This is a genomic window from Rathayibacter sp. Leaf248 (assembly GCF_920939495.1).
Taxonomy (GTDB): Bacteria; Actinomycetota; Actinomycetes; order Actinomycetales; family Microbacteriaceae; genus Rathayibacter; species Rathayibacter caricis.
Genome location: NZ_CAKLAV010000001.1, coordinates 2,620,527 through 2,637,485 on the forward strand (window position 1 = coordinate 2,620,527; position 16,959 = coordinate 2,637,485).

Here is a 16,959-nt window from a genome sequence, read left to right on the forward strand (position 1 = left end):
CGCATGAGGGCCGGCGCCGACCCGAGCACCCTCCGCCGCCTCAACTCCGGAGTCGTGCTGCGCGCGCTCGCCGAGCACGACGAGCCGGTGACGATGGCGGTGCTCGTGCGCGAGGTCGCCCTCTCGCGCCGCACCGTCGAGCTGATCCTCTCGAGCCTCTGCGACGAGGGCTGGGTCGACGAGACCGCGCCCGATCCGGCGCGCTCCGACGTGGGGCGTCCGCCGCGGACGTTCCGCTTCCGCGCCGACCGGGCGCTGGTCGCCGCGGTCCGCATCGACACGGACTTCGCCTCGGCGGTCGTCTCCGACATCCGCGGCCGGATCCTCGGCCGGGCGATGCTGGCCCTGCGCGACTACCACGACCCGGTGACCGCGGTCGAGGACGCCGCCCTCGCGGTCGAGGCGGCCGTGACGGAGTCGGGGCTGCCGCGCGAGCGGATCCGCGCCGGAGCCATCGCCGCCGGTGGCGCGATCGATGAGGCCGGCGTCGTCAGCCGGCTCGTCAACTCCGAGCGGTGGAACGGCTTCGGACTGGCCGACGCCGTGTCGGCCCGGCTCGGCGTGCCGGTCTTCGCCGACAACGACGCGAACCTGGCGGCGCTCGCCGAGCGCTGGCGCGGAGTGTCGGCCGAGGCGGCCACCTCGGCCTGGTGCATCTTCGGCAACCGCACCGGCATCGGCCTGGTGATCAACGGCTCCGTGCACCGCGGCTTCCGCGGAGCGGCGGGCGAGGTGGTCGAGGCCGGCGCCATGGGGGCGAGCCGGATGGAGGACACGCCGTTCGGCCGCCTGACCTCGCCCCGGCACGGCGAGCGGGAGGACGCACTCGCGGCCGTCGCCGCCGCGCGCGCGGGCGATCCCGATGCGCTGCGCGAGCTCGACGCCTTCGCCGCGCACCTCGCCGAGCTGCTGTCGACCCTCGCGTGGACGGTGTCGCCCGACCTGTTCGTCCTGGGCGGCGGGCTGGAGGACGCGGAGGACCTGCTCCTCCCGCGCGTCTCCGAGGCGATGCGGAGGCTGCGCACCCTCGACGTGTCCGTCCGCTCGACCGCGCTGGGCGCCGATGCACCCCTGATCGGCGCCGTGAAGTCCGTACTCGACCGCATGGACCTCGCGTTCTTCGGCCCGACCCTCGCCGCGGTGGCCGACCGGCCGCACGCCGTCTGAGAACCCTTCCCCCTCATCCGCGCCCGCCGGCGCGGCACGACAGGAGCACCATGCCCGAGACCACCACCCCCGTCGACGTCCTCATCGTCGGCAGCGGCATCATGGGGGCCGCCCTCGCCCGGGGGTTGCGCGACGCCGACCCCTCCGTCCGCCTCCTGATGATCGACGGCGGCCCGGCCGTCGGCTCCGTGCCGGGACTCCACCTGCACGACAGCGAGGAGCCCGAGATCTGGAGCCGCTACAACCAGCGCGTCGCGACCGGGGTGCAGGGCATGTACACCGGCGCGGACGTCACCCCGGACATCACCGACGAGCTCCGCTCGGTCGCGCCGGGCATGTACAACCTCTCGGCGATGGGCGAGGACGCCGCCGCGATGCCCGCCTCCGCCGTGTCGTGGAACGTCGGCGGCATGGGCGTGCACTGGACGGCGGCGACGCCGTGGCCGGCCGGCGAGGAGGTCTTCGACGGCGGGGACCCGGTGCAGTGGGAGCAGGACCTCGCCCGCGCGCGGGAGCTGCTCGACGTGCAGGAGTCGCCGCTCGGCCCGACCGTGCCCGGCCGCGTGGTCCTGGACGTGCTCGAGGACGCCTTCGGCGCAGTCAGTGCTGAGGGACGTCACCCGCAGCCGATGCCGATGGCCGTCGCGGGGAATCCGACCGGCACCCTGCTCCGCACCGGCCCGAGCCGGATCTTCCCGCCGATCGCACACGGCGGCGACGAGGCGTTCGAGCTGCGCGCGGGCACCCTCGCGATCGCGATCCGCCGCGACGGCGACCGCGTGATCGGAGTGCGGGTGCGCGAGACGGCCACCGGCCGCGAGGACGACATCGACGCGCGCACCGTGATCGTCTGCGCCGACGTGGTCCGCACCCCGCAGCTCCTGTTCGCCTCCGGCATCCGGCCCGCTGCGCTCGGCCGGTTCCTCAACGAGCACGCCTTCGTCACCGGCCGGGTCGTGATGGACCTCGAGCGCTTCGGGCTGACTCCGGAGGATCTGCCGCGCCTGCGCGAGGGGGAGTTCGCGACCGACTCGCTCTGGCTGCCGCAGAACGGCGACGCGCAGCCGTTCCACGGCCAGATCATGAACACCGTCTTCGTCGACGAGGAGCACCGGCCGTTCGCGTACTCCGTCGGGCTGTCGTTCTACACGCCCGTCGAGTCGCGGCCCGAGAACCGGCTCGTGTTCTCGGAGGAGGAGACCGACGTGACCGGCCTGCCCCGCCTCCGGGTCGAGTTCGAGTACAGCGATCGCGACCGCGAGCTGATCGCCGCGGCCCAGGAGCGGATCCGCGAGATCGCCGAGCGCTTCGGGTCGTTCGATCCGGAGACGGAGTGCGCGGTGCTCGCTCCGGGATCCTCGCTGCACCTCACCGGCACCGTCCGCTCGGGATCCGTCGACGACGGCACCAGCGTCTGCGACGAGTCCGGCCGCGTCCGGGGCGTCGAGGGCCTCTACCTCGCCGGCAACGGCGTGATCCCCACTCCCGTGGTCTGCAATGCGACGCTGACGGGGACGGTCACCGCCGTCCGCGCCACGCGCGCGGTGCTCGCCGAGCTCGCGGCCGCCCGCGTCTGACCCCCCTACCCACCCCCGTCCCCAGGAGGACCCGTGAAGATCGACCAGCTCGCCACCCGCTACGAGATCGCCCTGCCCGCATGGATCGAGGACGCCGTCCGCGACGTCCCCGACGTGCTCCCCGAGCGCGAGGACCGCATGGCGCTCGTGCACGCCCTCGCCGACCGCAACTTCCGCGAGGGCAACGGCGGCCCGTTCGCCGCGATCGTCGTCGAGCGCGACTCCGGCCGCCTCGTCTCGGTCGGCGTGAACGTGGTCCTCGCGAGCGGAGTCTCCTCCGGGCACGCCGAGGTCACCGCCCTCGGCCTCGCGCAGACCGCGATCGGCGGCTGGGACCTCGGTGGCGAGGGGCAGCCGGCGCACGAGCTGGTCGTCAACTGGCGTCCGTGCGTGCAGTGCTACGGAGCGACGCTGTGGTCGGGCGTGCGCCGTCTCGTGGTCGCCGGGTCGGGCCCGGAGCTCGAGGAGATCACCACCTTCGACGAGGGCCCCATGCGCGAGGACTGGGCCGCCGCCTTCGAGGCGCGCGGCATCGAGGTCGTCGACGGAGTGCTCCGCGACGAGGCCCTCGCCGTGTTCCACGCCTACCGCGCCCACGTCGACGAGGGCTCCGTCCTCGTCTACAACGCGCGCGCCGCCGACTGACCCCGCCTCGCGTTCGTCGCGAGACCGAACCACCCCGACCAGGAAAGAGGACCGCCGTGCTCCGCCGCTCCCAGTTCGCGCTCAACGCCATCCAGTGGATCAACGTGAAGGCGGATCCGTCCGACCCGTCGAGCGAATCGCTCTGGCGCTTCGCCGATCCGCACTTCCGCTCCGAGTACCCCGACGTCCTCCGCGAGATCCGCGAGGCGGGCTTCGAGGCGACCATGCTCGAGGTCCTCTCGACGCAGACCCTGCAGGACTACGCCCGGATGATCGAGGACTCGGGCCTCGCGCTCGCCCCCGGCTACGCCTCCGTCGCCCTGCCGGAGGACACCGGTCGGGCGTTCGCCCGCGGCTCGGCCGAGTGGATCCACTGGTTCGACGGCGTGCGACGCAAGGCCGAGGAGTCCAACTACGTCGGACTCGACACCGTCTTCCTCGCGCCCGAGGTCAGCTTCGAGCCCGGCGTCGTCCGCACCCGCGAGGCGGTGGCCGTGGGAGCCGTCTTCGACGAGGGCCGGCTGGATCGCGTCATCGAGATCCTGGGCGAGGCGGCGGAGGTGCTGCGCGCGGAGGGCGTGCGCGCGGGCCTGCACAACCACGTCGGCACGTGGGTCGAGACCGAGCACGAGATCGACCGCGTCCTCGGCGCGATCGACGCCGATCTGCTCGGCGCGTCCTTCGACATCGGCCACCTCGTCTGGGCGGGCATCGATCCGGTCGCGACGGTGCAGCGCTACTCCGGCCGCCTGGTCGATCTGCACGTGAAGGACCTGGACCTGGGGATCGCGGAGTCGAGCCGGGCGGTGCCGACCGCCTACGACCGCGCGACCGACGCCGGGCTGTTCCTCGAGCCGGGACTCGGCGGCATCGACCTCGACGGGGTGCTCGCCGCGCTGCCCGAGGACTTCGGCGGCTGGATCATCGTCGAGGTCGACCGGGCGAGCATGCCGCCGGCCGAGAGCGCGAAGGTCAGCGGCGCCTGGCTCGATCGGGTCACAGCGTCCTGAACGGGCGAGCCGCCCCCGATCTGTCGGGGGCGGCTCGGGTGTCAGCCGTTGCCGGGTGTGTAGGTGCCGGAGGCGCGCCACCAGTCGTCGAACATCGAGAGCGGCACCTGCCGCTTGTGCTCGGTGGCGGCGTACCGCGTCTCGATCGCCTCGGCGACGGCGGGGTCGACGTCCCCGCCCTCGAGGTACTCGTCGAGATCGGCGTAGACGAGTCCGAGGTTCGACTCGTCGGTCTGCCCGGGGTTCTCGTCGAGGAGGTCGGCCGTCGGCGCCTTCTCGTACAGGCGCGCGGGGGCGTCGAGGTGCTCGAGGAGGGAGCGGCCCTGGCGCTTGGTGAGTCCGGTGAGCGGCAGGACGTCGGCTCCGCCGTCGCCGAACTTCGTGAAGAATCCGGTGACCGCCTCGGCCGCGTGGTCGGTGCCGACGACGAGCATGCCCGCCTGGCCGGCGATCGCGTACTGGGCGACCATCCGGGCACGTGCCTTGACGTTGCCCTTCACGAAGTCCGAGATCGGCTCGCCGACCGCGTCGCCGAACGCCGCGGCGATGCCGTCGACGCCCTGGTGGATGTCGAAGGTCACCTGCCGGTCCGGTCGGATGAACGACAGCGCGAGCTGCGCGTCCTCCTCGTCGGCCTGGACGCGGTACGGCAGGCGCACAGCGATGAAGGAGGCGTCGCCTCCGCCCGCGCGCACCTGCTCGACCGCGAGCTGGCAGAGCCGGCCGGCCAGGCTCGAGTCCTGGCCGCCGCTGATGCCGAGCACGAGGCCCTCGGCGCCCGTGTGGCGGAGGTAGTCGGCGAGGAAGCCGACGCGCCGTTCGACCTCGGCGGCCGGATCGACGGTGGGGGAGACGTGGAGCTCGGAGATGATTCGCTGCTGGAGGTCACGCACGTCTTCACGCTACTCCCGATGCCGCCGCCCGTCCGGAGTTCGGAGCCGACCGTGAGCGTTCGCCCCCCTGCTCGCTGGTCGAGTGCTCGATCGGCAGGCAGTGCTTGCCGACCGGGAGCGTTGAGCGCACCCTTGCTGGTCGAGTAGCCGCCGGAGGCGGCGTATCGAGGCCCGCCTGCTCCAGCGGACGGGGATCTCTAGACGTCCGCTGCGCGGCCTACTCGATCAGCAGAAGGGAGGGAGCCGCTCCCGCCTCAGCCCCGCGCCGCGACGATCCGCGCGATCCGCTCCGGAACCGTGTCGTCCTGCAGGCTCGTCACATCGCCCAGAGCCCGCCCGTCGCGGATGTCGCCGAGCAGTCGCCGCATGATCTTGCCCGAGCGGGTCTTCGGCAGGTCCGGAACGACCACCACGTCGCGCGGTTTCGCGATGGGCCCGATCGCCGTTGCGACGTGGTCGCGCAGCACGCCCGACAGCGTCGCGGCCAGCTCGTTCCAGTACGCGGTGTCGTCCTGCGCCCGGTCGACCGCCTCGTCGGAGGGGATCACGAAGGCCGCGATGGCCTGCCCGGTCGTCGCGTCCTCGACTCCGACCACGCCCGCCTCGCCGACGGCCGGATGCGCGACGAGCGCCGACTCGATCTCGATCGTCGACAGCCGGTGGCCCGACACGTTGATGACGTCGTCGACGCGCCCCAGCACCCAGATGTCGCCGTCGGCGTCGTACTTCGCGCCGTCGCCCGAGAAGAAGTAGCCCTGCTCGGCGAAGCGGGCCCAGTAGGAGTCGCGGTACCGCTCCGGGTTCCCCCAGACGGTGCGCGCGAGGGCCGGCCCGGTGCGGTCGACGACGAGGTAGCCGCCCGAGCCGTTCGGCACCCGCTGCCCCGCGTCGTCGACGACGAGCGTCGTGAGACCCGGCAGCGCGCCGAGCGAGGATCCGGGCTTGAGCGTCGAGACGCCCGGCAGCGGGCACATCACGGCCGCACCGGTCTCGGACTGCCACCACGTGTCGACGATCGGGCAGCGTCCGCCGCCGATCCGCTCGTGGAACCACACCCACGCCTCGGGGTTGATCGACTCGCCGACCGTGCCGAGCAGCCGAAGGCTCGACAGGTCGTACTGCGCGGGCACTCCGTCGGGGAACCAGGTCATCAGCGTGCGGATGAGCGTCGGCGCCGTGTAGTAGACCGTCACTCCGTAGCGCTCGATGATCTCGAAGTGCCGGGCGGTGTGCGGGGTGTTCGGCGTGCCCTCGTAGATCACCTGGGTGAGCCCGTTCGAGAGCGGGCCGTAGATCTCGTAGGTGTGCGCGGTCACCCATGCCAGGTCGGCGGTGCACCAGTGCACGTCGTCGGGCTTCGCGTCGAAGAGGGCCCAGTGCGTCCAGGACGCCTGCGTCAGGTAGCCGCCGCTGGTGTGCACGAGACCCTTGGGCTTCCCGGTGGTGCCCGAGGTGTAGATGATGAACAGCGGGGTCTCGGAGTCGAAGGCCTCGGCCTCGTGTACGTCGCTCGCCGTGTCGACGACGTCGTGCCACCAGACGTCGCGGCCCGCGGTCCAGGGCAGGTCGGGCGTCTCGTCGCCGGTGCGGCGGACGACCAGCACGTGCTCGATCGACTCGACGCCCGCGACCGCGTGATCGGCGTTCGCCTTGACCGCGACGGCCTTCCCGCGCCGGAACTGGCCGTCGGTGGTGACGAGCAGCTTCGCTCCGGTGTCCTCCACGCGGAACCGGACCGCCTCGGCCGAGAAGCCGCCGAAGACGAGCGAGTGGATCGCTCCGATGCGCGCGATCGCGAGCGTGATGACGACTGTCTCGGGGATCACCGGCAGGTAGACGACGACGCGGTCGCCCTTCCCGATGCCCAGCGCCGTCAGGGCGTTCGCCGCCTTCGACACCTCGCGCTGCAGATCGGAGTAGCTCAGCGTGCGGCGGTCGCCGCGCTCGCCCTCGAAGTGCAGGGCGGCCTTGTCGCCGCGCCCGGCGTCGACGTGCCGATCGACGCAGTTCACCGCGACGTTCAGGCGCCCGCCCTCGAACCAGGTGGCACGGGGCACGGAGAGAGTGCCGTCGGCCTGCGGCAGCGCGGGCTCCCAGGTGTGTGCGGTCGTCCACGGCTCGGCCCAGTCGAGGCGCCGGGCCGCCTCCTCCCAGAAGGCGACGGGATCGGCGGCCGCCCGCTCGTACTCGTCGGCGCCCACGTTGGCCTGCGCGGCGAAGGCCTCGGGGGCGGGGAAGCGGCGGTGCTCCTCGAGGAGGTTCGCGATCGTGTCCGTCATGGCGACGTCCTTTCAGGAGGGGGAGGGGGCGTCCCGGGAGGGAGGGCGCGTCACGCCCACTTGGCCACGGCGTAGCGCTGGAACACGCCCACCACGGCGTCGGTGAGCTTGCCGAGCACCGCGAGCAGGATGATCGCGAGGAACACGCGGTCGATCCGCCCGTTGTTCTGGCTGTCGATGAGGCGGAAGCCCAGGCCCATCGACGAGGCGATCAGCTCGGAGGCGACCAGGAACAACCAGGACTGGGCGAGCGCGAGCCGGAGCCCCGCGATGACCGCGGGAACGACGGCCGGCAGCTGCACCGTGGTGAAGAGGCGGACTCCGGAGAGCCCGAAGGCGCGCCCCGCCTCGACCAGGTGGCGGTCGACGTGGCCGAGCGCCGTGGCGACCGTGGTGAACACGGGGAAGAACGCGCCGATCGTGATCAGCGTGATCTTCGACTCCTCGCCGATGCCGAGCCAGAGCAGCAGCAGCGGCACCCAGGCGAGCGAGGGGACCGCGCGGATCGCGCCGAGCGTCGGGCCGAGCACGACCTCCCAGACGCGCGAGAGGCCGAAGAGAGCGCCGATGACGAGTCCGAGCGCCGATCCGATCGCGAAGCCGATCAGCACGCGCTGGGTCGAGATCGCCACGTCCTGGCCGAGGTCGCCGCGCTGGGCGAGATCGATCCCGGCCGCCCAGACCATCGCGGGGGAGGGGAACACGGCCAGCGAGACCAGACCCGTCGTGGTGACGATCTGCCACGCGATCAGGAGCACGACCGGGACGAGCGCCCCGCCGACGACGACGAACCAGCGCTTCGACGTCAGCGGGCGGGCGTGCGCGGCGGAGTCGTCGCGGAGCCGCTTCTGCGACGCCCCGACGCTCGGCCCCGTGATCGCGGCGCCGACGGCGCCCGGCGCCTGCACCATCCCGGTGCTGCGCCGGATCAAGTCGGCGTCGGTCGTCTCGTCGTCTCGGGTCGCCATGTCGTCTCCTCGGGAGCGGTCGCGGGTCGGCGTGCGGGAAGCGGTCAGTCGCCGATCGCGTCGGCGTCGGCGGCCTTCGCGTAGGTGTCGTCGAGCAGCGTGTCGAGCGCCTCGTCGACCTGGTCCTGCGAGGCGACGTCGCCGTTCTCGACGAAGATCGGGCCGATCACCGCGAGCACGTCGGTCTGCGCCGATCCGGGCACGTTGTCGACGTCGAGGTTGCTGCGCTCGGTGATCACCGTGGTCGCGACGGCGACGTCGAGACCGGCGACGGAGGCGAGGATGCTCGCGGTCTCCTCCTGGTTCTCGAGCGCCCAGGCGCGGGCGTGCTCGTAGGCGTTCACGACCGTCTGCGCGAGGTCGGGCTTCTCGGCCAGGAAGCTCTCGGTCGCGTTCAGGAGGCCGTAGGAGTTGAAGTCGACGTTGCGGTAGAGCAGCGTCGCCCCGGCGGCCTCGGCGCCCGCCATGATCGGGTCGAGACCGGCCCACGCGTCGACCGAGCCGTTCTGCAGGGCGGCCCAGCCGTCGGCGTGCTGCAGGTTCTGCACGGTGACGTCGTCGATCCCGAGTCCGGCCGCCTCGAGGGCCTGCACGAGGAAGAAGTAGGGGTCGGTGCCCTTGGTCGCGGCGATCTGCTTGCCCGCGAGCTGCTCGACGCTCGTGATGCTCGAGCCGGCGGGGACGACGAGGGCCGACCACTCCGGCTGCGAGAAGATGTCGATCGTCTTGATGGGCGAGCCGTTGGACCGGGCGAGCAGGGCGGCGGAGCCGGCGGTCGAGCCGACGTCGATCGCTCCGGCGCGCAGCGCCTCGTTCGCCTTGTTGGACCCGGCGGACTGCACCCAGGCGACGGTGACCTGCTGCTCGGCGAGGGCGGCCTCGAGCCAGCCCTTCTCCTTGATGACCAGGCTCAGCGGGTTGTAGGTCGCGAAGTCGAGCGTGAGGGTGCCGCCCTGCGTGACGGCGCCCTCGGCGGCGTCGGCGGTGGCGGCCGCGGCGCCGCCGGAGCCCTCGCCCTGGACGCAGCCCGCGAGCAGCGGCACGGCGGCGGCGGTCAGCAGGCCTGCGAGGGCGGTGCGGCGCGTGAGCGCGGTGGTGGTGAACGACATGGTGGCCTCTGCTTCGGTGCGGTTCCGGGGGTGGAACGAGTGTGGGGGAGGGGAGTCGGGGTGCGTGCGGGGAGGGGAGGAGCGGGGGATGAGCGGACGGATCCGAGCCTGGGGAGGACTCAGTGCCGCTCGATGCCGAGCCCGGCGAGCAGCTCGGCGCGACGCTCCGCCAGTTCTGCCGACCCGCGATCGCGCGGACGAGCGCCCGGAACCCGCATGATCTGCTGGATCCGCGAGACGCCTCCCGGCTCGTCGCGGCCGAGGAGCACGATGCGGTCGGCCAGCTGCAGGGCCTCGTCGACATCGTGTGTGACCAGCAGGATCGTCGCCGGGGCGGCCGCGTGCACGTCGAGCAGGAGGTCCTGCATCCGGATGCGGGTGAGCGCGTCGAGCGCGCCGAACGGCTCGTCGAGCAGCAGAACACCGGGGTTCCGGGCGAGCGCCCGGGCGAGCGAGGCGCGCTGGGCCATGCCGCCCGACACCTCGCGCGGGCGGGAGGAGGCGTGCGCGGTCAGCCCGACCAGCGCCAGCAGCTCCTCCACGGCGTGCCGCGCGGCCGTGCGCGCGGTGCCCCGCGGCAGCCCGAGCGCCACGTTCGCCGCGATCGTGCGCCACGGCAGCAGGCGCGGCTCCTGGAACGCGACGGCGCAGCGCGTGTCGATGCCCGACACGGGGCGCCCGTCGATCAGCACGGAACCCGCGGAGGCCGTGTCGAGCCCCGCCGCGATGCGCAGCAGCGTCGACTTGCCGCAGCCGCTCGGGCCGAGGATCGCGATGACCTCGCCGGCGGCGACCTCGAGATCGACGTCCTCGAGCACGGGCGATCCGGGCGAGAACGTGCGGCCCACTCCCTCGAAGCGCACCGGGAACGCCGACTGACCGAGGTCGGCGTCGAAGGCCAGGCTCGTGCGGGTGGGCGTGTCGGTCATGGGGCTCCGGAGCGGCGGGGCGGGCGGGCGGACCGTCCCGATCGTACGGACGGCGGCCCATTCATCCGATTCCGTGATGAAACGCGGAGTAACAGAGCGATCGGAGTGACGCCCCGCGTCGGCAGCGCCCGCCGCCCACTCCTCCTCCCGCCCCCGCAGAGCAGGCCCCAGCGCCCGCCCCAGCCCCGGACGCAGAACGGCCCGGCCCGCGGAGATCCGCGGACCGGGCCGAGCAGTGCAGCGACTACGCGCTGACGAGCAGGAGCTCCTCGAGGGGCAGGCGGGTGCGCGGGGCGACCTCGCGCTCGCGCAGCACGTCGTTCGCGAGCGACTCCGGGTCGCCGACGACACCGATGGCGGCGACGGTCACGGGGTCGAAGCGCTCGTCGATCGCGAACTCCTCGCGCAGCCCGTCCTTCTCGAAGCCGGCCATCTGGTGCACGTGCAGTCCGTCGTGGTGGGCCTGGATGCTGAGGTGCGCGACGGCCTGGCCGAGGTCGTAGACGGCCCAGGGGCGCGGCTTGCCGTCGGCGTCGACGGTCTCGGCGAGGGCGACGACGAGCGCCGCGGCCGAGCCGGCCCACGCGGCGTTGAAGCCGACGAGGTGCTTCGCCACGCGGTCGAACTCCGGCGTGCCGCGGCGGGCCACGATGAAGCGCCAGGGCTGCGAGTTGCTGGCGGAGGGGGACCAGCGTGCGGCCTCGAGCAGCGAGGCGAGGGTCTCGTCCGAGATCGCGGCCGTCGTGTCGAACGAGCGCGGGCTCCAGCGCTCGGCGAGCACGTCGAGGATCGGCGCGCTGGTGGTGGCGGTGCGGGACGCGGTGGCGAGGGCCATGGTGGAGCTTCTTTCCGGGAGTGTGCGGATCGGGGAGGGCTCCGTTGCCCGCGTGGTGCAACCGTTCCGCACCCGCCCGCATTCCCGCCCGTCCGTCGCCGCGGACCGTCCCTCCACAGCCCTACCAGGTCCGTTCGCCCAGGGAGGACCCCCGGGCTCCGCGCCTGGGGAACGGTACGCTCGTAGACGGCGTGGTTCCCCGCGCGCACCACTCACGACTCTGATGGAGGATCATCCATGGCCCAGCACTTCGACGTCGTCGTCCTGGGGGCCGGCCCCGGCGGGTACGTGGCCGCGATCCGAGCGGCGCAGCTCGGCAAGTCCGTCGCCATCGTCGAGAAGCAGTACTGGGGCGGTGTCTGCCTCAACGTCGGCTGCATCCCGTCGAAGGCGCTGCTGCGCAACGCCGAGCTCGCCCACATCTTCCACTCGCAGGCCAAGCAGTTCGGCATCTCGGGCGACGTCTCGTTCGACTTCGGCGCGGCGTTCGACCGCAGCCGCACGGTCGCCGACGGGCGCACCAAGGGCGTCCACTTCCTGATGAAGAAGAACAAGATCACCGAGTTCGACGGCACCGGCTCCTTCACCGGCCCGCAGGGCCTCGACGTCCAGCTGACCAAGGGCGGCTCGGAGTCGCTGACGTTCGACGACGCGATCATCGCGACCGGTGCGAGCGTCCGCCTGCTCCCCGGCGTCGAGCTCTCCGAGAACGTCGTCACCTACGAGACGCAGATCATGACGCGCGACCTGCCCGACACGATGGCCATCGTGGGCGCCGGCGCGATCGGCATGGAGTTCGCGTACGTCCTGAAGAACTACGGCGTCGACGTCACGATCATCGAGTTCATGGACCGCGCCCTCCCCAACGAGGACCCGGACGTCTCCAAGGAGATCCAGAAGCAGTACAAGAAGCTCGGCGTCGAGATCCTCACCTCGACCAAGGTCGAGTCGGTCGTCGACAAGGACGGCTACGTCACCGTGACCTACACCGCGAAGGACGGCACGCAGTCGACCCTCGAGGTCGACAAGGTCCTGATGTCGATCGGCTGGGTCCCCCGCGTCGAGGGCTTCGGCCTCGAGAACACGGGCGTCGAGCTGACCGAGCGCGGAGCGATCGCGATCGACGACCACATGCGCACGAACGTTCCGCACATCTACGCCATCGGCGACGTGACCGCGAAGCTGCAGCTCGCCCACGTGGCCGAGGCGCAGGGCGTCGTCGCCGCCGAGACCCTCGCCGGTGCCGAGACCCAGACGCTGGGCGACTACCGCATGATGCCGCGAGCGACGTTCTGCCAGCCGCAGATCGCCTCCTTCGGCCTCACCGAGAAGCAGGCGACCGACGAGGGCCACGAGATCACCGTCTCGACCTTCCCGTTCATGGCGAACGGTAAGGCGCACGGCCTCGGCGAGCCCACCGGCTTCGTCAAGCTCATCGCGAGCAAGCAGTACGGCGAGCTCCTCGGCGCGCACATGATCGGCCCGGACGTCTCCGAGCTGCTCCCCGAGCTCACGCTCGCGCAGAAGTGGGACCTCACCGCGACCGAGCTGGCGCGCAACGTGCACACCCACCCGACGCTGTCGGAGGCGCTCCAGGAGGGCTTCCACGGCCTCAAGGGCCACATGATCAACATGTGAGTCGCCGCGGGCCGCACAGGCCCGCAGCACCCACCTCCGGCTCGCAGGAACCGGTCCGGCTCGTCCGGACCCCCGGTTCCTGCGAGCCGTTCGTGTTCCTGCGAGCCGAGGACCCGCCTGAGCGCCGGGTACCGTCGAACGCATGGACCCGCGCGTGCTCGATCGCCTCGCCGCCGCCGCCTGGCCCGCGCTCGAGACCCGTGAGCTCGATGACTGGCTGCTGCGCGCCGCGTCCGGAGTCACGAAGCGCGCCAACTCGGTCCTCACGTCCGGCGCCGTCACCGACCCCGAGCGCGCGATCGACGCCGCGGAGGCGTTCGCGCTCGAGCACGCGATCCCTCCGCTCCTGCAGCTCGGACCGGCGACCCTGCCCGCCGATCTCCCCGAGCGCCTGGCCGCCCGCGGCTACGCGCCGCACGAGCGCACGCTCGTCCTCACGGGCACGGTCCAGGAGGCGCTCGCCGCGCTGAGCGGGCCGCCCGCGGTCGTGGAGCCCTCCCCGTCCGAGGGCTGGCTGTCGCTCTGGTGGTCCGTCGACGGCCGCGGAGGCGCCGCCGAGCGCGACGTCGCGCAGCGGATCCTCGCGGGCTGCGACTCCTCCTACGCCCTCGTCCGCGACGAGCGGGGCGCAGCCGCCTGCGGTCGACTCGCGTACGCGACCGCCGGGGACACGCCCTGGTGCGGGCTCTTCTCCCTCGCCACCCGCCCGGACGCGCGGCGCCGCGGCCACGCCGCGTCCGTCCTCCGCTCGCTCCTCGGGCAGGCCGGGTCGCGAGGCGTCGCGCACTACTGGATCCAGGTCCTCGAGGCCAACGCCCCGGCCCGCCGCCTCTACTCCGCCCTCGGCGCGACGGAGTCGTCCTGGTACGAGTACTGGCGCCGCCCCTGAACCACCCCGCGAGATACCACTTCAGTACGCGACACGCCGGCCGAGGCGTACCGGAGTGGCATCTCGCGCAGGCCGGCCCGGCGGATCAGCCCGCGAGCACCGCCCGCGCGACCGCGTCGGCCCGCGCCTCGTCACCCGTCACGACCACGCGCCACCAGACGTCCTCCGCCAGCACGTCCACCTCGCACGTCCCCGCCGAGCAGCCCGAGATCGCGCGCTCGCCGAGTCCGTCGACGGGCGCCAGCGGGATCGACAGCCCGGTGGTCAGCGACAGCGTGCGCCAGCCCTCCTCGCCCGAGGGCAGCGCGTCAATGCTCAGACCGGAGTAGGCGGCGCTGGCCGCGTCCGTCCAGGTGCAGGAGGCGAGACCCGCGCGTGCGGCGGCCGCGGCCCCCGCTGTCGCCGGAGTCGCCGCCTCCGTGCCGGCGCCGGCGACGGGCTGCGCCAGCCCGGCGAGCGAGGTCAGCTGCTCGTCGGTCAGCAGATCGGCGCAGACGGGTGCGGTGCCTGCGATGACGTCGTCGAGGCGTCCGTTCGCGGAAACGGCGGTCGAGGAGGCGAGGGCCGTGAGGTCGAGGGTCGCGGGCGCCCCGATCAGCGCGAGCGAGACCCACGTCGATCCGGCGAGCACCTGGGCGGTGCAGCTCCCCTCGAGGCAGGCGCCCGAGGCCGCCACGCCCGCCGCGAGTGCGGGGCCGGCGGGCATCGCGGCGAAGGCGTCGCCCGCGTCCGTCGCCGCCGAGGCGACGATCGAGGCCGGCCCGTCCTGCTCGAACCAGGAGCAGGTGAGGAGCCCGCCGTTCTCCTCCGCGGCGGCGCGGATCAGCTCGGACGACGTGCGGACGGCCCCGTCGCGGCTGCCCTCGAGGCGGTCGGCCGGCAGCCCGAGGGCCTCCGACGCCCGCTCCACGGGCAGCAGGGCGTCGCAGTCGAGGCGCGTGAGCGGAGCGACGGACGCGGAAGCGGACGCCGAGGCGGACGCCGAAGCCGACGTCCCCGCGCCCGTCTCCGCCCCTGACGACGGACCGCCCGTGCATCCCGCGAGCATCCCCGCGACGACCGCTCCGAGCCCGACGATCCGCGCCTTCACGCCGTCAGCTCGCGCTCGATCGCCGCCGTGAACACGTCGATGTCGTCCTCCGTCGTGTCGAACGAGCAGACCCAGCGCACCTCGCCCGTCGCCGGGTTCCAGTCGTAGAAGCGGGACACCTCGCGCAGGCGGTCGGCGACTCCCGAGGGCAGCGTCGCGAACACCGCGTTCGCCTGCGTGGGCTGCGTGAACGCGAGCCCCTGGATCCGTCCGGCGGCGATCGACTCCTCCAGCTGCGCGCGCAGTCGGGCGGCCATGGCGTTGGCGCGCCGGGCCGAGCGCAGCCACAGCGGCTCCGCCTCGCCGTCCTCGCCGAGCATCGCGAGCAGCTGCGCCGAGAGGAAGCGCATCTTCGACGCGAGCTGCATGTTGGTCTTGCGGAGGTAGTGCAGTCCGCTGGACGCCTCGGGGTCGAGCACGACGATCGCCTCGCCCAGCAGCATCCCGTTCTTGGTGCCGCCGAAGGACAGCACGTCGACGCCCGCGTCGGTGGTGAAGGCGCGCAGCGGCACGTCCAGCGCCGCCGCCGCGTTCGCGATCCGCGCCCCGTCGAGGTGCAGGCGCATGCCGTGCGCGTGCGCGTGATCGGCCAGGGCCCGCACCTCCTCGGGGGTGTAGACGGTGCCGAGCTCGGTCGACTGCGTGATCGAGACGACGAGCGGCTGCGAGCGGTGCTCGTCGCCGTAGCCCCAGGCCTGCTCGTCGACGAGGTCCGGGGTGAGCTTGCCGTCGGGCGAGACGACGGTGAGGATCTTGATCCCGCCGACCTTCTCGGGCGCCCCGCCCTCGTCGGAGTTGATGTGCGCCGTGCCGGCCGAGATCACGGCGCCCCAGCGCGGCAGCATCGACTGCAGTCCGGTGACGTTCGCGCCCGTGCCGTTGAACACCGGGAACGCCTGCGCCTGCTCGCCGAACTCGCGCCGGAACGCGTGCTGGAGCCGCTCGGTGTAGACGTCCTCGCCGTACGCGACCTGGTGCGCACCGTTGGCGGCGGCGATCGCCGCGAGCACCTCGTCGTGCACTCCGGAGTAGTTGTCGGAGGCGAAACCGCGGACGGTCGGATCGTGCAGAGCGCTCATGCCTCCATCTTCGCAGCCCCCGTCCGGGAGCCGTTCAGGAGCCCGACGCCCGCCGCCGTCGTGTTTCCGGCATGTGAACAGCCCGAGAGCGTCGAGCCGATCTCCGTCAAGAAGTTGGTATCGGCTGAGCGAACGGCCACTCTTGTCCTATGCGCATGGACACATCGGGGGCGGTCCGCGATATGCCGGCCCCTCCCGGGGTGGACGAGATCGCGGCCCGCTTCGGCGACCCGGTCCTCGCGTTCGCCCCGCAGCCCCGACTCGAGGAGTTCGCGGCGGCCCAGACCATGGCGCTCGGGCGGTTCGTCGAGATCTCGCTGTCGTACTCGTTCTTCAAGAATCCGCGCAATCGCGCCGATCCCGTCAACCACGTCCCGCTCACTCCCGAGCAGAAGCGGGCCATCGAACGGGCCGAGAACGACCACCTCCCGCCGTGGATGGTCGACCAGGTCACCCGGATGCGGTACCCGGTCCTCTGGGAGGCGGTGCGCACCTCCGTGCCGATCCCCGCCGAGCGCAGCCGTCCGCTCGAATCGCGTCTCGCCGCCCACATGGGCGACGTGCTGCGCAACACCTTCCCCGGTCGCGTGCGCAGCCGTCGCGGAGGGATGCCCGTGGTCGCCGCGGCGCTGCGCGACGAGGACGTCGTGCGCGGCGTCCCGGTCGTGGTCGACGGAGAGGCGCTGCGCGGCTACCGGGTCGACACGGATCCCGACGTCGTCGCCATCGGCGCGCGGGTCGACGGCCGGTACATGACCGTCGTGCTCGACCGGAAGATCGTGCCGGACATCCGCATGGAGTTCGTCCGCCGCTCCCCCCCGCGCCCGGCGGCCCCGCAGCCTCGCCGTTGA

At 72.8% G+C, this 16,959-nt stretch carries 15 protein-coding genes; 7 read left to right on the forward strand and 8 right to left on the reverse strand.

What is annotated here, in order from left to right:
* Nucleotides 1-3 precede the first annotated feature (3 nt).
* Genes LRG51_RS12505 through LRG51_RS12520 form a run of 4 tightly spaced genes read left to right on the forward strand, consistent with a single transcriptional unit; the run spans nt 4 to nt 4,399 of the window.
* Nucleotides 4-1,167 carry an ROK family transcriptional regulator gene (locus LRG51_RS12505; protein WP_230672987.1) on the forward strand — a complete coding sequence of 388 codons (1,164 nt, stop codon included), beginning with the start codon at nt 4-6 and terminating at the stop codon, nt 1,165-1,167.
* A 50-nt stretch (nt 1,168-1,217) separates the two neighbouring features.
* Entirely contained in the window at nt 1,218-2,744 is a 1,527-nt protein-coding gene (locus LRG51_RS12510; protein WP_230672988.1) for a GMC oxidoreductase, read from the forward strand.
* A gap of 33 nt (nt 2,745-2,777) precedes the next feature.
* On the forward strand, nt 2,778-3,389 hold the full coding sequence (locus tag LRG51_RS12515) for a nucleoside deaminase (RefSeq protein ID WP_211315564.1): 612 nt from the start codon (nt 2,778-2,780) through the stop codon (nt 3,387-3,389).
* Nucleotides 3,390-3,445: 56 nt separating this feature from the next.
* Nucleotides 3,446-4,399 (forward strand): sugar phosphate isomerase/epimerase family protein, encoded by a 954-nt coding sequence (locus LRG51_RS12520; RefSeq protein ID WP_230672989.1) that lies wholly within the window; start codon nt 3,446-3,448, stop codon nt 4,397-4,399.
* A 41-nt stretch (nt 4,400-4,440) separates the two neighbouring features.
* Here LRG51_RS12520 and nadE read toward each other — a convergent pair whose 3' ends face one another.
* The 6 genes from nadE to LRG51_RS12550 form a co-directional block, all read right to left on the reverse strand.
* Complete coding sequence (gene nadE, locus LRG51_RS12525; protein ID WP_230672990.1) at nt 4,441-5,292, reverse strand: ammonia-dependent NAD(+) synthetase; 852 nt, start codon at nt 5,290-5,292, stop codon at nt 4,441-4,443.
* A gap of 254 nt (nt 5,293-5,546) precedes the next feature.
* On the reverse strand, nt 5,547-7,571 hold the full coding sequence (gene acs / locus LRG51_RS12530) for an acetate--CoA ligase (protein ID WP_230672991.1): 2,025 nt from the start codon (nt 7,569-7,571) through the stop codon (nt 5,547-5,549).
* A 50-nt stretch (nt 7,572-7,621) separates the two neighbouring features.
* On the reverse strand, nt 7,622-8,482 hold the full coding sequence (locus LRG51_RS12535) for an ABC transporter permease (RefSeq protein WP_442966666.1): 861 nt from the start codon (nt 8,480-8,482) through the stop codon (nt 7,622-7,624).
* A gap of 101 nt (nt 8,483-8,583) precedes the next feature.
* Nucleotides 8,584-9,648 carry an aliphatic sulfonate ABC transporter substrate-binding protein gene (locus LRG51_RS12540; RefSeq protein ID WP_230672993.1) on the reverse strand — a complete coding sequence of 355 codons (1,065 nt, stop codon included), beginning with the start codon at nt 9,646-9,648 and terminating at the stop codon, nt 8,584-8,586.
* 119 nt (nt 9,649-9,767) lie between these two features.
* Nucleotides 9,768-10,577, reverse strand: coding sequence for an ABC transporter ATP-binding protein (locus tag LRG51_RS12545; RefSeq protein WP_107573866.1), 810 nt, complete (start codon nt 10,575-10,577; stop codon nt 9,768-9,770).
* Between the two features lie 244 nt (nt 10,578-10,821).
* Complete coding sequence (locus LRG51_RS12550) at nt 10,822-11,412, reverse strand: nitroreductase family protein (protein ID WP_230672994.1); 591 nt, start codon at nt 11,410-11,412, stop codon at nt 10,822-10,824.
* A gap of 237 nt (nt 11,413-11,649) precedes the next feature.
* On the opposite strand from LRG51_RS12550, the gene lpdA reads away from it, so the two are divergent.
* On the forward strand, nt 11,650-13,050 hold the full coding sequence (lpdA, locus tag LRG51_RS12555; RefSeq protein WP_107573864.1) for a dihydrolipoyl dehydrogenase: 1,401 nt from the start codon (nt 11,650-11,652) through the stop codon (nt 13,048-13,050).
* A 142-nt stretch (nt 13,051-13,192) separates the two neighbouring features.
* Nucleotides 13,193-13,939 (forward strand): GNAT family N-acetyltransferase, encoded by a 747-nt coding sequence (locus LRG51_RS12560; protein WP_230672995.1) that lies wholly within the window; start codon nt 13,193-13,195, stop codon nt 13,937-13,939.
* 85 nt (nt 13,940-14,024) lie between these two features.
* Here the strand turns inward: LRG51_RS12560 and LRG51_RS12565 are convergent, their stop codons facing one another.
* On the reverse strand, nt 14,025-15,029 hold the full coding sequence (locus LRG51_RS12565) for a hypothetical protein (protein ID WP_055794148.1): 1,005 nt from the start codon (nt 15,027-15,029) through the stop codon (nt 14,025-14,027).
* Entirely contained in the window at nt 15,026-16,108 is a 1,083-nt protein-coding gene (locus LRG51_RS12570) for a threonine aldolase family protein (protein WP_055794150.1), read from the reverse strand. Before LRG51_RS12570 ends, LRG51_RS12565 begins: the two co-directional genes overlap by 4 nt.
* Before the next feature lie 200 nt (nt 16,109-16,308).
* On the opposite strand from LRG51_RS12570, the gene LRG51_RS12575 reads away from it, so the two are divergent.
* Nucleotides 16,309-16,959, forward strand: a complete 651-nt coding sequence (locus LRG51_RS12575; protein ID WP_157602721.1) for a hypothetical protein — start codon at nt 16,309-16,311, stop codon at nt 16,957-16,959.